Annotated in this window: 18 protein-coding genes and 2 pseudogenes; all 20 read left to right on the top strand. The window is 36.2% G+C overall.

Going from position 1 to position 18,415, the window contains the following annotated elements:
* Window positions 1-160: 160 nt before the first annotated feature.
* Window positions 161-373 (top strand): hypothetical protein, encoded by a 213-nt coding sequence (locus CN288_RS08700; RefSeq protein ID WP_098302129.1) that lies wholly within the window; start codon window positions 161-163, stop codon window positions 371-373.
* A gap of 33 nt (window positions 374-406) precedes the next feature.
* Window positions 407-529 carry a hypothetical protein gene (locus tag CN288_RS29485; RefSeq protein ID WP_255259959.1) on the top strand — a complete coding sequence of 41 codons (123 nt, stop codon included), beginning with the start codon at window positions 407-409 and terminating at the stop codon, window positions 527-529.
* Window positions 530-1,190: 661 nt separating this feature from the next.
* Window positions 1,191-1,625 carry a 3-hydroxyacyl-ACP dehydratase FabZ gene (gene fabZ / locus CN288_RS08695; RefSeq protein ID WP_026591926.1) on the top strand — a complete coding sequence of 145 codons (435 nt, stop codon included), beginning with the start codon at window positions 1,191-1,193 and terminating at the stop codon, window positions 1,623-1,625.
* Window positions 1,626-2,163: 538 nt separating this feature from the next.
* Window positions 2,164-2,334, top strand: a complete 171-nt coding sequence (locus CN288_RS08690; RefSeq protein WP_231503935.1) for a hypothetical protein — start codon at window positions 2,164-2,166, stop codon at window positions 2,332-2,334.
* A gap of 106 nt (window positions 2,335-2,440) precedes the next feature.
* Window positions 2,441-2,575: a hypothetical protein gene (locus CN288_RS29480; RefSeq protein WP_255259958.1), complete on the top strand. Its 135-nt coding sequence runs from the start codon at window positions 2,441-2,443 to the stop codon at window positions 2,573-2,575.
* A gap of 562 nt (window positions 2,576-3,137) precedes the next feature.
* Window positions 3,138-3,465: pseudogene (locus CN288_RS08680) on the top strand (sortase domain-containing protein).
* 157 nt (window positions 3,466-3,622) lie between these two features.
* Complete coding sequence (gene galE, locus CN288_RS08675) at window positions 3,623-4,657, top strand: UDP-glucose 4-epimerase GalE (RefSeq protein ID WP_090694393.1); 1,035 nt, start codon at window positions 3,623-3,625, stop codon at window positions 4,655-4,657.
* A 343-nt stretch (window positions 4,658-5,000) separates the two neighbouring features.
* Window positions 5,001-5,909, top strand: coding sequence for a polyisoprenyl-teichoic acid--peptidoglycan teichoic acid transferase TagU (gene tagU / locus CN288_RS08670; protein WP_026591929.1), 909 nt, complete (start codon window positions 5,001-5,003; stop codon window positions 5,907-5,909).
* 175 nt (window positions 5,910-6,084) lie between these two features.
* Window positions 6,085-7,959 (top strand): phosphocholine cytidylyltransferase/choline kinase family protein, encoded by a 1,875-nt coding sequence (locus CN288_RS08665; protein WP_098302128.1) that lies wholly within the window; start codon window positions 6,085-6,087, stop codon window positions 7,957-7,959.
* 2 nt (window positions 7,960-7,961) lie between these two features.
* Window positions 7,962-8,936 carry a DMT family transporter gene (locus CN288_RS08660; protein WP_026591931.1) on the top strand — a complete coding sequence of 325 codons (975 nt, stop codon included), beginning with the start codon at window positions 7,962-7,964 and terminating at the stop codon, window positions 8,934-8,936.
* Window positions 8,933-9,628: a CTP--phosphocholine cytidylyltransferase gene (locus tag CN288_RS08655; RefSeq protein ID WP_026591932.1), complete on the top strand. Its 696-nt coding sequence runs from the start codon at window positions 8,933-8,935 to the stop codon at window positions 9,626-9,628. The genes CN288_RS08660 and CN288_RS08655 overlap by 4 nt, the downstream gene beginning before the upstream one ends.
* 99 nt (window positions 9,629-9,727) lie before the next feature.
* Window positions 9,728-10,720, top strand: a complete 993-nt coding sequence (gene galE / locus CN288_RS08650) for a UDP-glucose 4-epimerase GalE (RefSeq protein ID WP_098302127.1) — start codon at window positions 9,728-9,730, stop codon at window positions 10,718-10,720.
* 106 nt (window positions 10,721-10,826) lie between these two features.
* On the top strand, window positions 10,827-11,498 hold the full coding sequence (locus tag CN288_RS08645) for a response regulator transcription factor (RefSeq protein WP_026591934.1): 672 nt from the start codon (window positions 10,827-10,829) through the stop codon (window positions 11,496-11,498).
* Window positions 11,499-11,509: 11 nt separating this feature from the next.
* The gene (locus CN288_RS08640) at window positions 11,510-12,940 is read left to right on the top strand and encodes a HAMP domain-containing sensor histidine kinase (protein ID WP_098302126.1); all 1,431 of its coding nucleotides are present in this window, start codon (window positions 11,510-11,512) and stop codon (window positions 12,938-12,940) included.
* Between the two features lie 66 nt (window positions 12,941-13,006).
* A complete protein-coding gene (locus tag CN288_RS08635; protein ID WP_098302125.1) occupies window positions 13,007-13,789 on the top strand; it encodes a DUF3919 family protein in 783 nt (260 codons plus the stop codon).
* A complete protein-coding gene (locus tag CN288_RS08630) occupies window positions 13,786-14,820 on the top strand; it encodes an ABC transporter substrate-binding protein (RefSeq protein WP_026591937.1) in 1,035 nt (344 codons plus the stop codon). Before CN288_RS08635 ends, CN288_RS08630 begins: the two co-directional genes overlap by 4 nt.
* 19 nt (window positions 14,821-14,839) lie before the next feature.
* Complete coding sequence (locus CN288_RS08625) at window positions 14,840-16,180, top strand: MFS transporter (protein ID WP_026591938.1); 1,341 nt, start codon at window positions 14,840-14,842, stop codon at window positions 16,178-16,180.
* A 203-nt stretch (window positions 16,181-16,383) separates the two neighbouring features.
* Window positions 16,384-16,830, top strand: a complete 447-nt coding sequence (locus CN288_RS08620; RefSeq protein ID WP_026591939.1) for a hypothetical protein — start codon at window positions 16,384-16,386, stop codon at window positions 16,828-16,830.
* A gap of 282 nt (window positions 16,831-17,112) precedes the next feature.
* Complete coding sequence (locus tag CN288_RS08615) at window positions 17,113-18,303, top strand: efflux RND transporter periplasmic adaptor subunit (RefSeq protein WP_098302124.1); 1,191 nt, start codon at window positions 17,113-17,115, stop codon at window positions 18,301-18,303.
* Window positions 18,300-18,415 (top strand): annotated as a pseudogene (locus CN288_RS08610) (macrolide ABC transporter ATP-binding protein); the annotation flags it as partial. The gene CN288_RS08615 and the pseudogene CN288_RS08610, both read left to right, overlap by 4 nt.

The raw sequence follows: 18,415 nt of genomic DNA, 5'->3' as shown, positions 1-18,415 counted from the left end.
CCTGATTTTATTTATACCATATAACAAAAAGCAGCGAGACCCCTTGTTTTTAGGACGAGGGGTCTTTTCTATTTTCATTTTAGATAATGAGATTTTTCTATATAATTCTCTTTTAAGGATAGTTAGAATTTCATAAGAATATTTATTATAAGCTGTTTAAATGAAAGAATTAAATATACCTCTAGATCATGTGAAAAAACACCAATATTGGAGTGAGAAAAGCTCTCCAGCAATTATGATTAAACGTAATGGTTGGAATGCTTTTTTAAATGAGGCAAAAGATTATTATGATGAAAATAGTGGAAATCAGAATCAAGCAAAGAACAGTATAATGAATATTGCTACTATGAAGATGGATATTAATAGTATTTAAATATAATAAAAAATGGATGTTTTAGAAATAGAAATGGCGATCTTAAAATTTGTAGATGGCGTAATCTCATTAGCACAAGAGCTCTTAAAAACGGTAATACAATTTATTGATTTTGTAACTAATACTTATACAATTATCTATATGAGTAATGTGTAAAAAATAAAAAAGAATCCCAAAGGCATAAGGAATTCTTTTTTATTTAACAGATAAACAAGAAAAAGCCACAATTTCTTATTAATTATATTTTATTTTTATGTATTGCTAAATAGATTTAAAAGAATTTATATGCAGTATTGGATATTTATGTAATAAATATGCCTTTTGTGATAATATTTTATAGAACTGGTATTAAAGGCTAATCCATAAAGATGCATTTTTTATAAAGTATAGTGTTCTAGATTGCGAATCTTAATTTCTAGATATAACATTTAAGATAATATAAGAAAAATGAAGAAATTTGTAGAAATTTGTAGAAAATTAAGGTCATAATGGTAAAAATCAGTAAATATTAAATTTTTCTTTCTTATTTTTGTCCTTTATAATGAGCTATGAATACGACACATAAGGCAAATAATGTATATTGCCTTTCCCTAACTTTGATATACACCCTTTTTCCAACCTCCGTGTGAATTGCTATTATTTTGTTATACCGATTTTAGCGAAGGGAAAAGGGTGTATCTTTTTTGTATGAATAGTTCTAATAAATATTTTGGGTAGAAAGCATTTCTTGTTTTTCGTGACAAAAACAATAGAGAATGGGATAATAAGGACAGTATGTTGGTGGTATGACCAATTTGATATATGAGGAGAGAGTAATATGCTAGATATAGGGCAGATTAAAGAAATTATTCCACATCGTTATCCATTCTTACTTGTTGATCAAATTCTAGAAGTAGAAGAAGGAAAGCGTGCGGTTGGAATTAAAAATGTAACGGCAAATGAGGAATACTTTAATGGACACTTTCCAGATTATCCTGTGATGCCAGGTGTGCTAATTGTAGAAGCATTAGCGCAGGTGGGTGCTGTTGCGGTATTAAAAAAAGAGGAGAATCGTGGGCGCCTCGCATTCTTTGCTGGTATTGACAACTGCCGCTTCAAGCGTCAAGTACGCCCGGGTGACCAACTTCGTTTAGAAGTGGAAATGACACGTGTACGTGGACCAATTGGAAAAGGGAAAGCAGTTGCAACTGTAAATGGTGAAATTGCTTGTGAAGCTGAGGTTACATTCGCGCTTGGTGATAAAAAAGAATAGATATTCTTTATTCTAGGAGATGAATGAAAAGGACTATCCTCATTTGTCTCCTTTTCTAATGAAAAAAGGGCGAGTTTATTTATAACTTGTGCAATTAAAATTTTATTATCATACTATTAAGATGTTAAATTTGCAACGGATGCATAATTAGAAATGAATTTTATAATTTAGGGTAGGGTCATTATTTTTAAAAAAGGTAACTTTCATAATAGTGCTGATTTAGAGACAATATTCTCGCATTATAGTATTGAAGCTGTCATGCAGTTTGTTTTTGTCATAACGAGTTTGATTTATCGTGTTAGTCAAGTCATTCTGTTACAAGTAATGTTGTAGCGACTTTTCAAGTTTTAAAAATGATGATCAGATATCCAATTATACATTTTGTTTTTTCATCATTTATATCAGTTCACGGTATGCCTTATAAAGATCGAGTGCAGGAAACACATATGTCCCATTCCCAGTTGTTTTTCATGGGAATTCTAACCTTATTATTGAATAGGCTTTAGAAGATTTTTATAAGGCATATGATTTACGTTATATGTCTCTTTGTTATCACAATGCTATAGGCGCTCATACAGATAGAACCATAGGTGAAGAGCATCGTCCAGAAACACATATTGTACCGAATGTTTTATTGCATATGGTAAAACAACAAGAGGAGAGTTTTATAATAGATGGTGGCTATGGTACAAAGATGGTAGTGCGGTAGGTGATTATGTCCATGTCATGGATGTAGTGAAAGCACATGTGCTAGCACTACATGGTTTATTAGAAGGCTATATAAAATAAACGAAATTTATCATGTAGGCTATGGTGTGGAAACTTCAGAATATGAATTGATTCAAGTGTGTGAGAAAACAACAGGTGAAACGATGAATGCGATATTTAATGATTTTATAAGAGATACGGATCATTCACTTTTTATATTTGGTAAAAAGATATGTACATAATTAGGATGGAAACCAAAGTATAAGGTATTCAATTGATGAAGCCCTTTATTCAGCTTGGAAATGGTATAGTAATCATCCAAACGGTTATGAGAATCAGCCACTTTCATATCAAAAAATGTTTAGTTCTTAGATTTTATGTAAGATGCCCATTTTAAAAAATTATGGTTAAGTTATCCTACTAAGGATTGCTTGTGATATATTTAAATAGTTAAATTGTTAAATTGTTATAAAAAGGAGAAATAACCATGAGTTTCAAAATTGTTATAAAAAAAGTTCATTAGTCGCTGCACTTGCTCTTGGTTTAAACGCATTTGCTGCAACGGCAGCAAATGCAGAAACGAGTAGAAAAGAAGCTTCACAAAAGCTTGTAAATTCATTGAAAACTTTAAACCTTGATCGCGTGGACTATTTATATGCATATTTACAAAAGACGAGCTTGACTAATCAAGAGCAAGCTTAGATTAAGGCAGATGCTGCACGAGTGAGTGAACTTCTTTCAAGTGCAGCTGCGCTAGTTCCAGCAGTGATTAGCTCGTAAAGTAGAACAAGCATAATACACCCTATGGAAAAGCGAAAGAAAGTACATAAGCGTAAGTCAAAATGGAGATGGGTAACTATTAGGATTCCCGTTTCTATTATTTTGTTTGGTCTTGGGATTGTTGCCTTTTTCGGTTGGGAGTTAACGAAGCAAATCGTATGGTGAGGTTGTTTATGAAATAACAGATTTCAGAATTACGGGATCGAATGACGAGATGATTATCGTGCCAACTGATTATGAGACGTTGATGTTAACAACATGTTATCCATTTGAGTATATTGGCGATGCGTCGGATCGTTTTATTGTGTATACGAAGCTTGTATCTAAGCCGGATTTAGAGAGACAATTATAGCTTAAAGAAAGCCCAATTGTCGTTCGTGCAATTGGACTTTTTTAATGTAATACAAAAACAGGAGATATATGGATAAATACATTTGGAACTGATCCTGTTCAGCGTTCATAAAAATATGTAATGAAAAGCTAGTAAATAAATTTAGGAGGTTTTCATCATGGCCATACTTGTAACAGGTGGAGCAGGGTATATTGGTAGTCATACATGTGTGGAATTATTGAATCATGGTTATGAAATTATAGTAGTTGATAATCTTTCTAATAGCTCAGTAGAATCATTAAATCGAGTAAAAGAAATAACAGGAAAACAATTTAAATTCTATAAAGAAGACCTTTTGAATCGAGAAGCAATTGATATGATTTTTAAAGAAAATACGATTGAGGCAGTGATTCATTTCGCTGGTTTCAAAGCGGTGGGTGAATCAGTAGCAATTCCGCTTAAGTATTATCACAACAACATTACAAGTACATTAGTATTATGTGATGTTATGCAGAAGCACAATGTAAAGAAAATGATTTTTAGTTCATCAGCAACGGTGTATGGTATTCCTGAGACATCACCAATTACAGAAGAGTTCCCTTTAAGTGCAACAAATCCATACGGTCAAACAAAGTTGATGATTGAACAAATGATGCATGATGTAGTTGTAGCTGATTCAGAGTGGAGTATGGCATTACTTCGGTATTTCAATCCATTTGGTGCACATGAAAGTGGACGTATTGGGGAAGATCCAAATGGAATTCCCAATAACTTAATGCCATATGTAACGCAAGTAGCAGTTGGTAAGTTAAAAGAATTAAGTGTATTTGGAAATGACTATCCAACAAAAGATGGTACAGGTGTCCGTGATTATATTCACGTTGTGGATCTTGCGAATGGGCATGTGAAGGCTCTTGAAAAAGTACTGCATACAACAGGAGTAGATGCGTATAATCTTGGTACAGGTACTGGTTATAGTGTGCTAGAGATGGTGCAAGCATTCGAGAAAGTTTCAGGAAAGGCGGTTCCATATAAAATTGCAGAACGCAGACCTGGAGACGTTGCTGTATGTTTTGCAGATGTATCTAAAGCGAAGCGAGAATTAGGATGGGAAGCAAAGCGTGGGATTGAAGAAATGTGTGTAGATTCTTGGAGATGGCAGTCAAATAATAAAAATGGCTATCAAGAAGTACAGTCTATATATGTGAAATAGAGCATATAATTCAAACGGGAAAAGAAAGAGTTATTTCGTTATCTGTTAGGAAAGCAATTTTTGATGTGAAATATTCAGTAGATATATATGGGTGATATCGGAAACTTCGAGCAGAAGTTTCTTTTTTGTTTATAGTGAAAATAGAATATAGTCCCATCGTTATTTGAGCAGTGGGGCCTTATTTATATTACGGAGTAAAAAGATAAGAGGCTATATGAGAAAATATATGGGTTTTAATTATGAAATAAAGTATAATTTGATGGGTAACTTCACATGTATAATGTGACTTGGTACTTTATTCCTTACAAACCTATAAAGCTGATTCAAGAAAGAAGGTTACACAATGAAGAAAATTCTATTTTGGATACTTGGTATTATTGGCGTTCTTGTCATTGCGGGAGGCGGTTATGCGTATTATCTGTACTCATCCGTTTCGGGGACAATCGATAAAGTGTATACCCCGCTTGAACGTGATCATTCCGAGAAACGATCTACTGATGTGAAGTTAGGAAGTAAACAACCTGTTTCTATTTTATTATTAGGGGCAGATGAGCGCGGAGCAGATAAAGGGCGTTCGGATTCGATTATGTTATTAACGCTAAATCCGAAAGATAGTTCAATGAAAATCGCAAGTATTCCTCGTGATACATATACGGAGATTGTTGGTAAAGGGAAGAAGGATAAAATCAACCATGCGTATGCATTTGGTGGAATTAATATGTCTGTGAAGACGGTTGAAAACTTTTTAGATATTCCAATCGATTATTATATTGAAGTAAATATGGAAGGGTTCCGTGATATTGTAGACGCTGTTGGCGGAGTTGATGTGTATAATGATATCGCGTTCACACTTGAAGGGATGTCATTTGAGAAAGGAAACATTCATTTAAATGGTGAACAAGCCCTGAAGTATACACGTATGCGTAAGCAGGATGCGCGCGGTGATTTCGGTCGTCAAATGCGTCAGCGTCAAGTGCTTGAAGCGGTTATTAGTAAAGGAGCTAACATATCGTCCATTACAAAACTTGGTACGATGTTAGAAGCAGTTGAGAAAAACGTAAAAACAAATTTAACCCAGGATCAAATGTGGGATCTTCAAAGTAATTATAAGTCTGCGATAAATAAGAAAGAGGAAGTTCAAATCCCTGGTGATGGTCACAAGCAAGATGGTATATGGTATTACTTTGTACCAGAGAAGGATCGTCAAGATTTGTCTAATAAATTAAAAGCTCATTTAGAGTTAACAAAATAGCAGTGAGTATAGTAAGAAGCCTAATGATCCTGTGAAATGTATGGGAAATTAGGCTTTTTTGACGTTATGTAAAAATAAATAGGATTTACAAACTACACATTAAATTTACGAAATATTTACATTATTATCCGTAAATGGTATGATGTGTTCAAAAAATGAATGGATGGATGGGGTTATGGAGAGGGGCGCTACACAGCAAGTATTAAATGTATTAGAAGTTATTAATCAAAATCCACAGATGAACCAAAAAAAAATTGCAGAGCACTGCAATATATCTGTTGGTAAAGTAAATTATATTATGAATGATTTGGCAAAAAATCAATATATTTATAGCGAGAAGTTAGGAAAGTACATGAATTATTATTTGTATAAGAAAGGCTTTGAATATATGCGCCAGGAGTTAGTGGCGTACCAAGGGAAGAAGATTAGAGTTCATCATAAAGAGGGAAAGAAGGTTACGCAAGCTGTTGTTCTTGCGGCTGGGAAGCGCCATGATTTTGGGAAGCCATCTGGTTTATTAACGGTTGGGGAAAAGCTGTTGCTAGATCGTAGTTTAGAAATTCTTGAAAATAATGGGATTGAAAAGATTGTAGTGGTAGTTGGCTATAAGAAGGAGCAGTTTGAAGGTTGGTCAGGCCGTTATAATGTGCATTTTGTGGAAAATCCGAAGTATAAGTGGACGGGATCAATGGCATCACTAGCGGAGGTTCAAGAGCTTATTACAGATGATTTCTTATTAATTGAAGATGATATTTTAATCGAAGAGAAGGCTCTTATTAAAGTGTTACATCATCCAGAACCGGACTGTGTGTTGATTACAAATGAGAGTGGATCTGGTGATGAAGCGTTTGTTGAACTCCAGGATGGCTATCTTTATAAAATTTCAAAAGATATTCATCAGTTAAATCGTATTGATGGTGAGATGGTTGGGATTTCTAAAATCTCGTATGAAGTGTTCATGAACATGTTAGCAACATTCCGTCATAATCAAAATCCATATGTGAACTATGAATATTTACTTCTTGATGCGGCAAGGTTGTATGACGTCGGTTATGCAAAGTTATCGGATGTTGTATGGGCAGAGATTGATACAACGAAGCAGTATGAAGTTGTGAAAAATAAAATATATCCTCGTTTAGTGAAGAAAGAAGCAGAGTTTAAAGAAAGACAAATTAAAAGATATGTTTTAGAGGCGCTTTCTATTTCAGAAGAGCAAGTTACAAATATTCAGTCATTTGGTGGTATGACGAATACGAATTTCAAAGTAATGGCAGGCGGAAAGGAATATGTATTACGTATTCCAGGAAGCGGTACGGAAGACATGATTAGCCGCCGTGATGAAATGGAAACGGCTAATTTAGCAAGCGATTTAGGGGTCGATGCGGAACTTTTATACTTTAATGCAGAAACAGGTGTGAAGTTAGCGAAACTCATTCCAAACGCAGAAACATTAAATCCAAAAACGGCAAAACGCAGTGACAATATGATATTAACAGCAAATATATTAAAGAAATTACACAGTTCGGATATCGTGATGAATAACGTTTTTAATGTATTTGAAAAAGTCGAGCATTATGAAGGGTTATTAAATAAAGTAAACGGTTCTAACTTCGATGATTATGTCGAAGTGAAGAGCAAAATAATGCAATTAAAGGATATGTATGAGGCGATGGATGTTACGCTCGCGCCTTGTCATAATGATACCGTTCCTGAAAACTTTGTTAAGAGCGGCGAAGACAAAGTGTATTTAATTGATTGGGAATATGGGGGCATGAACGATCCGATGTGGGATATCGCCGCACATAGCTTAGAATGTGATTTTTCTTTAGAGGATGAGGAATTGTTTTTAAGTTATTATTTTAATGGATCAGTAGAAGAGTCTTATAAAGAAAGAATATTGATGAATAAGATTTTCCAAGATTTCTTATGGAGTATTTGGACGAAGATTAAAGAAAGTACAGGCAGTGATTTTGGAACATATGGAATAGATCGCTATCATCGTGCGAAGAAAAACTTACAGCTCTTTTTAGCGTTAGCGTGTGAGGTATGAAAATGAGAGAAAAGCAAAGTACAGGCATATTGTATGGAGTTTTTTCTGGTTTTGCTTGGGCTGTAGATACGGTATTGATTGGGATTATCTTATCTTCACAACTTATGTTAGCAACAGAACAAGTTGTGTTGCTTGCGCCGCTTGTGAGTACATTTTTGCATGACTTTATGTCAGCGTTATGGATGATGATATATATGGCGATAAAAGGGCAGCTGGGAACGGTTTTTTCTAAGCTGAAAACGAGAAGTGGACGGTTCGTTATGTTAGGAGCACTTATGGGCGGGCCGGTTGGTATGACGTTTTATGTACTAGCTGTAAAATATATCGGGGCTTCTTATACAGCTGCGATTTCAGCGGTATATCCAGCGGTTGGTGCACTTTTTGCATTCTTGTTTTTGAAGGATCGCCTTCGCCCCTGGAATTGGTTTGGGCTTATTATTAGTATTACATTTATTATCATCCTTGGATTTACAGGGGACGGATTTGCGACTGAAAACTATATGTTAGGATTTATTTTCGTCCTGATTTGTATCGTTGGCTGGGGGTTAGAGTGTGTAATCTGTGCGTACGGTATGAAAGATGAAGAAGTATCCCCTGAAGAGGCCTTGCAAATTCGTCAGCTTGTTTCAGCGGTCACATATGGACTTGTGATTTTACCTGTAGCGAGCGGACATTTCTTAACAAGAGAAGTTGTGATGAGCAGTGAGTTTATTTTAATCATTGTGATTGCATTAGTTGGAACAGCTTCTTATGTATTCTACTATAAGGCAATTCATGAAATTGGACCAACAAAAGCAATGGCGCTTAACATTACGTATTCTGCATGGGCGGTTGTCATTTCTATGTTAGTATTAGGGTCACCTTTTTCATGGAAGTTAATTATTTGTTGTGTTGCGATTCTTATAGGCGCAATTTTAACGGTTGCAGATATAAATGAATTTATGAAAGCGAAAAAATATAGAGGTGAAGTAACGTGAGAGCGATTTTATTAGCAGCAGGTATGGGAACACGTTTACGCCCATTAACGTTAACGACTCCCAAATCATTAGTAGAGGTAAACGGCAAGCCGATGTTAGAGCGTCAAATTGAATACTTACAAGAAATCGGCGTCCAAGAAATTATTGTCGTTACAGGTTACTTAGCAGAGAAATTCGACTATCTTGCCCATAAGTATAATGTGAAGCTTGTGCACAATGACAAGTATGATGTATATAACAATATTTATACAATGTATGTAGTTCGTGAATATTTACAAGAGGCATATGTAATGGATGCAGATGTTTATTTACACCGTAATATTTTTATAGAGAACCCAGCGTCATCTTTATATTTTAGTGCGAAGAAAGAAGATTTCCGTAATGAATGGATTATTAAGTATGATGAAAATCGTAAAGTATATGATATTGAAATTGGTGACGGTGATGATGATTACATCTTATGTGGTATTTCCTATTGGTCAAAAGAAGATGGTGTCCATATTGTGAAAAAACTAGAAGAAGCAGTAGATCAGGAAAATTTCAGTGAACTGTACTGGGACAATATTGTAAAAGATAACATTCAAGATTTAAATGTTCATTTGTACGAAATCGATAGCAATGATAGTTTTGAAATTGATTCTGTAGAGGATTTACAGAAGGTAGAAGAAAAGCTCGCTGTTTTAGCCAAATAGTAGTGGTATACAATAGTTGGAATTTCTTCTTGCTATATAAAATAAGAGTAGCTAAGCTAGATTTATAGAGTTAAAAAAATGAAAAGTTGGGTGGAAAATATGGTATCTATTTTAGTTTGTGGCGGAGCTGGTTATATTGGTTCTCACGCGGTGAAAAAGTTAGTTGATGAGGAACAATCTGTAATCGTAATTGATAACTTGCAAACAGGTCATGAAGATGCAATTACAGAAGGCGTGAAGTTTTATAAGGGTGATCTTCGTGATAAAGATTTCTTAAGAGACGTTTTTAAGCAAGAAACAATTGACGCAGTGATGCATTTTGCAGCGGATTCTTTAGTCGGTGTAAGTATGGAAAAGCCGCTACAATATTATAATAACAACGTATATGGTGCACTATGTTTACTAGAGGTAATGGAAGAATTTAAGATTGATAAGTTTATCTTCTCATCAACTGCCGCAACATATGGCGATGTAGATGTTGAGTTAATTTCAGAAGAAACACCAACAAACCCTACGAACACATATGGAGAAACAAAATTAGCGATTGAAAAAATGTTGCATTGGTATAGCCAAGCTTCTCATTTGAAATATAAGGTCTTTAGATACTTTAATGTAGCTGGTGCAACGCCAAGTGGTATGATTGGTGAGGATCATCGTCCTGAAACGCATTTAATTCCGCTTGTATTGCAAGTTGCTTTAGGACAACGTGAGAAAATCATGATGTTTGGTGATGATTACAATACACCAGATGGTACATGTATTCGTGATTATATTCATGTGGATGATTTAGTAGCTGCTCATTTCCTTGGACTTCAGGATTTACAAAATGGCGGGGACAGCGACTTTTATAACTTAGGGAACGGTAACGGATTTAGTGTAAAAGAAATTGTTGAAGCAGTTCGCGAAGTAACAAAGCATGAAATTCCAGCGGAAGTTGCGCCAAGAAGAGCTGGAGACCCAGCACGCCTTGTTGCATCTTCTCAAAAAGCAAAGGAAAAATTAGGATGGAATCCGCAATATATAGATATGAAAACAATTATTGAGCATGCGTGGAATTGGCATCAAAGTAAGCCGAGTGGGTATGCAAAGTAAAATAATAAAAAAGAGTGTATTGTCGTTCAACATATGTTCGATAGTGCACTCTTTTTTTGTATAGGATATTTGCTATACTAAAATGTACTGCGAAAGGAGGAGAATCATGAAAATACTCGTAGTCGATGATGAATCGAGCATTCGCAATTTAATTCGTATGCAGCTAGAGATGGAAGGATATGAAGTACTAACTGCAGCTGATGGAAAAGAGGCTTTGCAAAGATGGGACGAGCAGCCCGATGTATTGATTTTAGATGTGATGCTTCCAGATACGGATGGTTATGAGCTGCTTCGGCTCTTTAGGGAGAAGGACCGAGATATTCCAGTACTTATGTTAACGGCGAAGAGCCAGATGAATGATAAGCTGCTCGGACTGCAGCTTGGTGCTGATGATTATGTAACGAAGCCATTCAATTATGCAGAACTGATTCTTCGGGTAAAGAATATGGCACGGCGCACGACGAAGAAAGAAACTTTGCAACGATATGAAATGATCCGTGCTGGTGAATTGGTTATTTATCCGAAGGAACGGAAAGTACATGTCAATGGAGAAGAAATTGATTTAACGTATCGTGAGTTCAATTTATGTCAGCTATTTGCTTCACATCCGCATCGCGTGTTTATGCGTGATGAGCTATTGGAGAAAGTGTGGGGCTTTGAGTATAGCGGAAATACGAGAGCAGTTGATATTATGGTGCAGCGCCTTCGGAAGAAGCTTGGAGCAAGCGGAGAACATATTAAGACGATTTATGGCGTCGGCTATAAGTTAGATTGTTAAAAGGTGATAAGATGTCGTTAAAACGAAATATGGTAATTGGTATAGTAGGGTTATTGATTCCAATTTTGTTTCTTCTTTATACGGTTGTTTACATTGCATTAGAAAAGAATATGTATCATAATGCGGCAGGTTCTTTAGAGAAATTAAGTGTAGAAGCGCAAATTTACACGATGAACTATTTAGAGAAGGAAGAAGAAGTGGAGACGCTAGGGCCGAATTCGCTTTTGATTGCTTCTTATTTAGCAAAGCGGATGGATGTCCGTGTGCAGATGATTGGGAAGAATGGAGACGTCGTTGCGGATACAGAGAAAGGAGCTTTGCTTCATAAGAATATAGATATTGACCAGTCGTTACGAGGAAAGAAGGCATATGTATTTGAAAATGGTGACCCAGCACCACTTCTTTTATTTTCGAGTCCCGTTTATCATGGAAGCGATGTTATTGGGGCAATTCGCTTTATTAACGAATTACAAGATGAGAAAGAAGTTTTAACGAATGTGAGCTGGACATTTCTCATTACATCGATTTGTTTAGTAGCCGGCGGCATTTTCTTTGCGATTCGTTTAGCGAAATCTCTTCATAAGCCAATTGATCAGTTAAGACAAATGGCAAAGCGGCTTGCAAATGGCGATTATAAAAGTAAAATTGAGCTAAATGAATATGTAGAAATTGCCCAGTTATCAGCGTCTTTCAATGCGATGGCTGATGCAATTGAACTTCATATGACGCAGCTAAAGGAAGAGAAAGAGAAGCAGAAGGATTTCTTAGACCGAATTACGCATGAGCTGAAAACACCGCTTACTGCAATTATCGGATATGTAGATTTAATTCCAAAATTGCAATCTGCGCGAGATGTAGAAGAAAGCCTTCATTATGTTTCGATTGAAAGTCAGCGTCTATTATCACTCGTTGAGGAGTTGCTACAATCTTCAAAGTATGGGACGAGTACGTTTGAAGTCTCTCCGACGATTGTAGATATAAAACAAATTGCGGAAGAAGCAATTTCGATTGTGAAGCCTCGTCTTCAGCAATATGAAATAGAAGTTATAAATGAATTATCTGAAGTGAATGTAGTTGCAGATTTTGATAAGACGAAGCAAATTTTCTTGAATGTGTTTGATAATGCGATTAAATATAGTGATGCTACGAAAATGAGGATAAATGTCGCGAAAAATGAACATGAAGCGAAAATTCTTATCCATGATGATGGAATTGGTATAGATGAAGCGATACTTGCAGAATGGAATCGTTCTCCAAAAGGGAAAGTACTCTCCTCTAGTTATGGAAATGGATATGGTTTGTTCATTTGTCAGGAGATTATGAACAAGCAGGGCGGAAGTATGCGAATTGAAAGTAGTGAGGAAATGGGAACGCTGGTAGTTATCACATTGTTATTACCAAGGTACATGGAAGGTATAAAAAAATTGAAAGCGATTAAATGATACATTTATGAAACAATTATGCGGTATTTTCGAAACAACGTTTTTTTATTGTGGAGGTAGGCAGAAATGAAAAGGCTATCATTTCAAATTCTCTTGTTTGTCTGTTGTACGGTTGCGGCTCTTATCTTGTTTTATGTTATAGAAAAGCAATTGTATAACCGCGTTACAACCCTAGATGACAAGCAGGCTGTTTTAGAAAGAGCAAGTGAATCTCTTCCTACTGAAGTGAAGGTAAGACATGAGAAGTGGGGAGAAGTAGTTGTAACAGATGAAGTTCGTCTACATGCGATTGTTTCATTCTTTGACCGAATTCGAATGAAGCAAACCGAAGCGAAGATCCACGAACAAGTATTTACTGGAGAAGTAACGTACTTGAATGGACATAGGCGTACTTTTGCAGTAGGTGACTTGTTCCAGTACGAGGCAAATGTATATGGGAAGAAGGGGACAGATCCTATGATTTCCGCATTCCAAACATATTTGCTGGGCCTATATTATACGCCAGAGCGTATTAGCGATTTCTTTGCATCAGCAAAAGAGGTTGTCTTGCGAGAAGGTGATGTAGTGCGTACTACGAATCTTACGCCAATACTTGATTCGATTCGGCAAGCAAAGCAAATTACGGACTATGGAGAGATCCAGAAATTGCTGCAATCGCAGAAGAATCCAATCGCTTATATTACTGCTTATCAAAATGGTAAACATGTAAAGAATGAACGTGAGGATATATTAACGATTTCTGTATATCCTTCTTACTTTGTCGTGCAATACCTTGGCGATAATAATGGGAATGTGATGTATATGAAAGGCTCCCTAGCAAATCTATTTGTAAAGGAGAATGTTTCATGAGAAAGATAGCCTTTTTCTTCTTTTTGCTAGTAATTGGAGGAGCGATGTCTAGTTGCTCTCGAGATACTACCTCTATCAAATATAGTAAAAATGGTCTTCCAAATTTAAAAGATCGCCATCTAGTTGCGTATGTAGCAGCGCGTGAAGAAGTCGGTGAAGCACTTCTATCATCGTTTTGTAAACCGCGCGGGTGTACGTATGAATTTATTCGCCTCTCTACGGAGGAGCTTCTTAGAAGAGTTGAAGAAGAAGCGGGAAATCCAAAAGCCGATATTATCATTGGCGGTACATTGGATGCGCATCAAATGATGAAGCAAAAAAATCTATCTATTCCTGTTATAAGTCAGCATGCAAGTAGCATTTCAAAAGCCGTTAAAGATCAGGATGGCTTTTGGCATGGCTATGAAGTAGAGCAGCTTGCCATCGCGATTAATAAAGAGCGATGGAATAAGGAAATAGCGCCGCTGGGGCTTTCCTATCCGTCAGAGTGGAAAGATTTATTACATCCTGCGTATGCTGGAAAGATTATCATGCCTGATCCGAATGTTTCAGGAACAGCATATACGTTGTTCCAATCACTTGTTGATACATTTGGTGAAGAAGAGGCTGATCATTATGTAAAGGAGCTTGCGAGGCAGGTAGCGGAGGTAACGGTGAATGGTTACATGCCCGTAGAATATGTTGCAAGTGGTGAATACATGATCGGAATTAATTTTATGGGAGATCAACGGATGCTTCAAAAACAAGGCTTTCCGATTTTAAGTAACGTGCCTGAGCAAACAGGGTTATCTGTCAATGCGATTTCTAAACTGAGACATGCACCGAGTGGTATTATAGCGGATTTATTTATTGATTATTGTTTATCAGAAGAAGCGGGGCACATTTTAGAAAAGGTTTCGTTTGGCGTACCAACGATGCTTGCGAAGAATCAGAAAGAAATAGAAGGTCAGCCAGTTAGAAGAACGAGCAAAAACGTATCAGATGGTAGAGTAATCGAGATATGGAATAGACAACGTCTCTCTCAAAAGTGAGAAAAGGAGAAGAGATGATATGTTTAATTGGCTTAAGCCTGCACCAGCAATAGAGCGTTTGCCAGCGAATATGATTGACAAAGTATACACACTACTACGGATTCGCGTGTTACTGGGAATTTCGGTTGGGTATGCAGCGTATTATTTAGTTCGTAGTAACTTTACGTTATCTAGTACGTACTTAATGAAAGAATATGGTTTTAGTGCAACGGAATATGGTTTATTAGGTTCCGTTACGGCGATTGTGTATGGACTAAGTAAGTTCTTTATGGGAAATTTATCAGATAAAGCGTATGCTCAGCGGTTTATTGCGGTTGGTTTATTCTTATCGGCAATTATAAATATTTGTTTTGGTTTTGCATCTTCATTTGGAATGATTTTAACATTATTAGTTTTTAATAATATTTTTCAAGGGATGGGGGCACCGCCTTGTAGTACCGTAATGACAAAGTGGTTCTCGAAGAAAGAGCGCGGTACAAAAACAGGACTTTGGAATATTTCGCATAATGTTGGTGCGATGCTTGTAGCACCACTTGTTGGAATTGGTATTGGTATTTTCGGTGAAAGTCATTGGCAAGCCGGCGTGTTTATCTTCCCTGCGATCATTGCAATGGTCATTTCAGTTCTTATGTGGGTGAATGCGAAGGATACACCAGAATCTGTCGGTCTTCCACCAATTGAAGAATATCGTAATGACTATGAAGGTCTTGAGAAGGCAGACAATGCCAACAAAATGTCACCAAAAGAAATTTTGATGAAATATGTAGTGAAAAATAAATTTATTTGGTATTTATGTATTGCGAACGCATTTGTATATTTAATTCGTTTCGGTGTTATTAACTGGGTACCGATTTATTTAACAACGGTTAAAGGATTTACAAAAACAGAAGCGCATGCAGCATATTCAATTTTTGAAGCAATGGCAATTCCCAGTTCATTAATCGTAGGTCTGTTAAGTGATAAGCTATTTAAAGGAAAACGTATGCCACTATGTGTATTTAGTATGGTTGGTGTTGTTATCGGAACGCTAGTATACTGGCAAGCATCGAATATACTTGTTGTGAGTGCGGCAGTTTCGATTATTGGTTGTTTAATTTACGTACCACAATTTTTAATTGGTTTAAGTGCAATGGAATTAGTACCAAAATTCGCAGTAGGTACAACAGTTGGTATGTGTGGCCTGTTCGGCTATTTAGGAGGAAGCCTTGTTGCAAACGCAGCGATCGGTGTTATCGTTGATCGCTCTGGTTGGGACGGCTGTTTCATTCTATTATTAGCGGGTGGTATTTTATCTACTGTATTCTTATTTATCGTTCAATTTGGTCATGAGAGAAAAGGCCCTGAGAGCAAAATTGCATAATCGTTTATGTAAGGAAGCTGTCCAAAAGCACTACTTTTGGGCAGCTCTTTTTATGTGCATCTTGTCAGTGAAGATTTATATAAAGTGAAATTATATTATATATAGAAAATTAACATCCATTTTACAATATCTTCAAAAACGAATGTTAAAATTTACTAGAAGTTAGCAAGACAAATTATTATGTATAAAGGAGATGCTGAAATGTGGGGATTTTTGTATCAGAGGTAGAGAAATTTTTATTTTGTTCAGCAACTGTTACACAGCGAGATTGTACATTTGATTTTGTCGTTCGTAGTACACCGATCGGGATTGCGATTTGTTTAGTTGAAGATTATGAAGTAGAGTGGCTTCCGATGAAAGTAGAAACATATTTGGAAGTGAACGGAAGCATGTTTCCAGATGAAGAGGAAAAAGATGAATTTCGTAAACAGTTAAATAGTGAAACGGGCTGGATGTTGGACATGCAAGGTGATAACCCGGAAGGCATTGTGCAAAGAGCGATGCGCACAGATGAATATGAAGCGTTTCAAACGGTAGAAAAGAATATTCCGCGTGAGATGAGAAAAGACGTGACAACTCTTCCGTTTGAGTATGACTTGGATGAAGAGAAACCGAGTTCTTGGAGAAAATGTCCAAACCGCCTGATGTAAGGCGGTTTTCTTTAGGTTCCTTAAAACTTTCTTAAAAGATAAATCGTTATATTTCTAAACATTTGTATTTTTGTTACAATATAAGTGTTGATGTAAAACTTTGTAAAGAAATCGTAATAATGTAAAAGTATATAAATTCATTTTGATATTTCAATATGTAAGTCGTATTGACCTGCACTTATTTTCTCTGTCTATTTTTACTTGGATTTATATCGCCATCTTTTTCTGAAAGTTTTACATAATTAAATAACCACTATATTAAGATATAAAAGGAGAGAGGATATGTTACCAAATACCGTTCGTACTCCAAATAAAAAGAAGAAATGGATTATCATCGGAGTTATTGCACTAATTGTCGTCGTTGCAGCCGTCAATATTTTTGTTATGCAAGGAAAGAAAAAGGGCGCGGCTGAGGGAGATGCTGTTAGCTTTGAGAAAGTAACAGAACGTTCACTTAACAATACGAAGTTGATTTCTGGACAAGTAAAACCTGGAAATATTGAGAGCTTCTACGCAGATCCGACAAAAGGAAAAGTAAAAGATATTGCAGTAAAAGAAGGACAGGAAGTAGAAAAGGGCACGAAATTATTCTCTTATGATAATGAAGAAATCAATTTACAACTGAAACAAGCTGAGCTTGAGCAAAAAATGGCTACTATGCGCTACGATCAGGCACAAAAGAAAATAGATTCATTAAAGAAAGATATTAAGAAGGCAAAAGATAGTGGCGCGGGGAAAGAAGTAACAGATCAGTTAGAAGAGCAAGTAAGTGAATTAGAAATACAGCAAAAAACAAGTGATCTAGAGAAAGAAAAAGGACAATTACAATCACAAGAGTTAAAGAAAAAGCAAGGTGAACTCACAATTTATAGTAATTTTGCTGGCGTTGTCCAAAAGCTAGATAAAGATGCAGCACAAAACTCAGCGCAAGCGATGGGCGGACAAGGAAAATCATTTTTACAAATTGCATCTAAAGACCCATTCCAAATTCAAGGAACGTTAACTGAGCTTCAAAAATCACAAATCCAAAAGGATCAAACATTTACTGCAACTGCAAAAGCAAATAGTAAGCAGAAATGGACAGGGAAAATTACAGAAGTAAGTGAATTCCCAACAAGTGCAGAGATGGCGCAAGCAGCTGGCGCCGGTGAAGGCACACAAAATATGTCTCAGTATACATATAAAGCAAGTCTAGATGGGCAAGAAGGTTTATCTCCAGGTTATCATGTATCGCTACAAGTAAGCTTAGAAAATAAGAAGATAATTGCGGTTCCTAGTAAGAGCATTGTAGAAAAAGACGATGATGCATTTGTTTATGTAGAAGAAAAAGGAAAGCTTCGTAAACAAAATGTGAAAAAAGGTTCTACTGACGGAGACTGGACAGAAGTTCTTGAAGGCGTAACAGTGGGGCAAAAGGTGGTTAAAAATCCTTCCGACAATGTGTATGACGGAATGGAAGTGAAAGAAAAATGATTACGTTAAACAATATTCATAAAACATATTATCAAGGGAAACTTGCAGTACCGATTTTGCATGGTATTAGTTTAACGATTCAAAGTGGTGAGTTTGTTTCGATTATGGGACC

This window comes from Bacillus sp. AFS023182 (genome assembly GCF_002560575.1).
Lineage (GTDB): Bacteria > Bacillota > Bacilli > Bacillales > Bacillaceae_G > Bacillus_A > Bacillus_A arachidis.
The sequence above is the reverse complement of the archived record's forward strand: the minus strand, read 5'-3'. Positions and strand labels throughout refer to the sequence as shown.

Bases quoted from the DNA above. Each gene is read 5' to 3' on its own strand.
- CN288_RS29485 (WP_255259959.1), top strand. From the start codon at position 407: ATGGCGATCTTAAAATTTGTAGATGGCGTAATCTCATTAGCACAAGAG.
- CN288_RS08635 (WP_098302125.1), top strand. From the start codon at position 13,007: ATGAAAAGGCTATCATTTCAAATTCTCTTGTTTGTCTGTTGTACGGTT.
- CN288_RS08660 (WP_026591931.1), top strand. From the start codon at position 7,962: ATGAGAGAAAAGCAAAGTACAGGCATATTGTATGGAGTTTTTTCTGGT.
- galE (WP_098302127.1), top strand. From the start codon at position 9,728: ATGGTATCTATTTTAGTTTGTGGCGGAGCTGGTTATATTGGTTCTCAC.
- galE (WP_090694393.1), top strand. From the start codon at position 3,623: ATGGCCATACTTGTAACAGGTGGAGCAGGGTATATTGGTAGTCATACA.
- fabZ (WP_026591926.1), top strand. From the start codon at position 1,191: ATGCTAGATATAGGGCAGATTAAAGAAATTATTCCACATCGTTATCCA.
- CN288_RS08665 (WP_098302128.1), top strand. From the start codon at position 6,085: ATGGAGAGGGGCGCTACACAGCAAGTATTAAATGTATTAGAAGTTATT.
- CN288_RS08630 (WP_026591937.1), top strand. From the start codon at position 13,786: ATGAGAAAGATAGCCTTTTTCTTCTTTTTGCTAGTAATTGGAGGAGCG.
- CN288_RS08645 (WP_026591934.1), top strand. From the start codon at position 10,827: ATGAAAATACTCGTAGTCGATGATGAATCGAGCATTCGCAATTTAATT.
- CN288_RS08700 (WP_098302129.1), top strand. From the start codon at position 161: ATGAAAGAATTAAATATACCTCTAGATCATGTGAAAAAACACCAATAT.
- tagU (WP_026591929.1), top strand. From the start codon at position 5,001: ATGAAGAAAATTCTATTTTGGATACTTGGTATTATTGGCGTTCTTGTC.
- CN288_RS08615 (WP_098302124.1), top strand. From the start codon at position 17,113: ATGTTACCAAATACCGTTCGTACTCCAAATAAAAAGAAGAAATGGATT.
- CN288_RS08625 (WP_026591938.1), top strand. From the start codon at position 14,840: ATGTTTAATTGGCTTAAGCCTGCACCAGCAATAGAGCGTTTGCCAGCG.
- CN288_RS08690 (WP_231503935.1), top strand. From the start codon at position 2,164: ATGTCTCTTTGTTATCACAATGCTATAGGCGCTCATACAGATAGAACC.
- CN288_RS08640 (WP_098302126.1), top strand. From the start codon at position 11,510: ATGTCGTTAAAACGAAATATGGTAATTGGTATAGTAGGGTTATTGATT.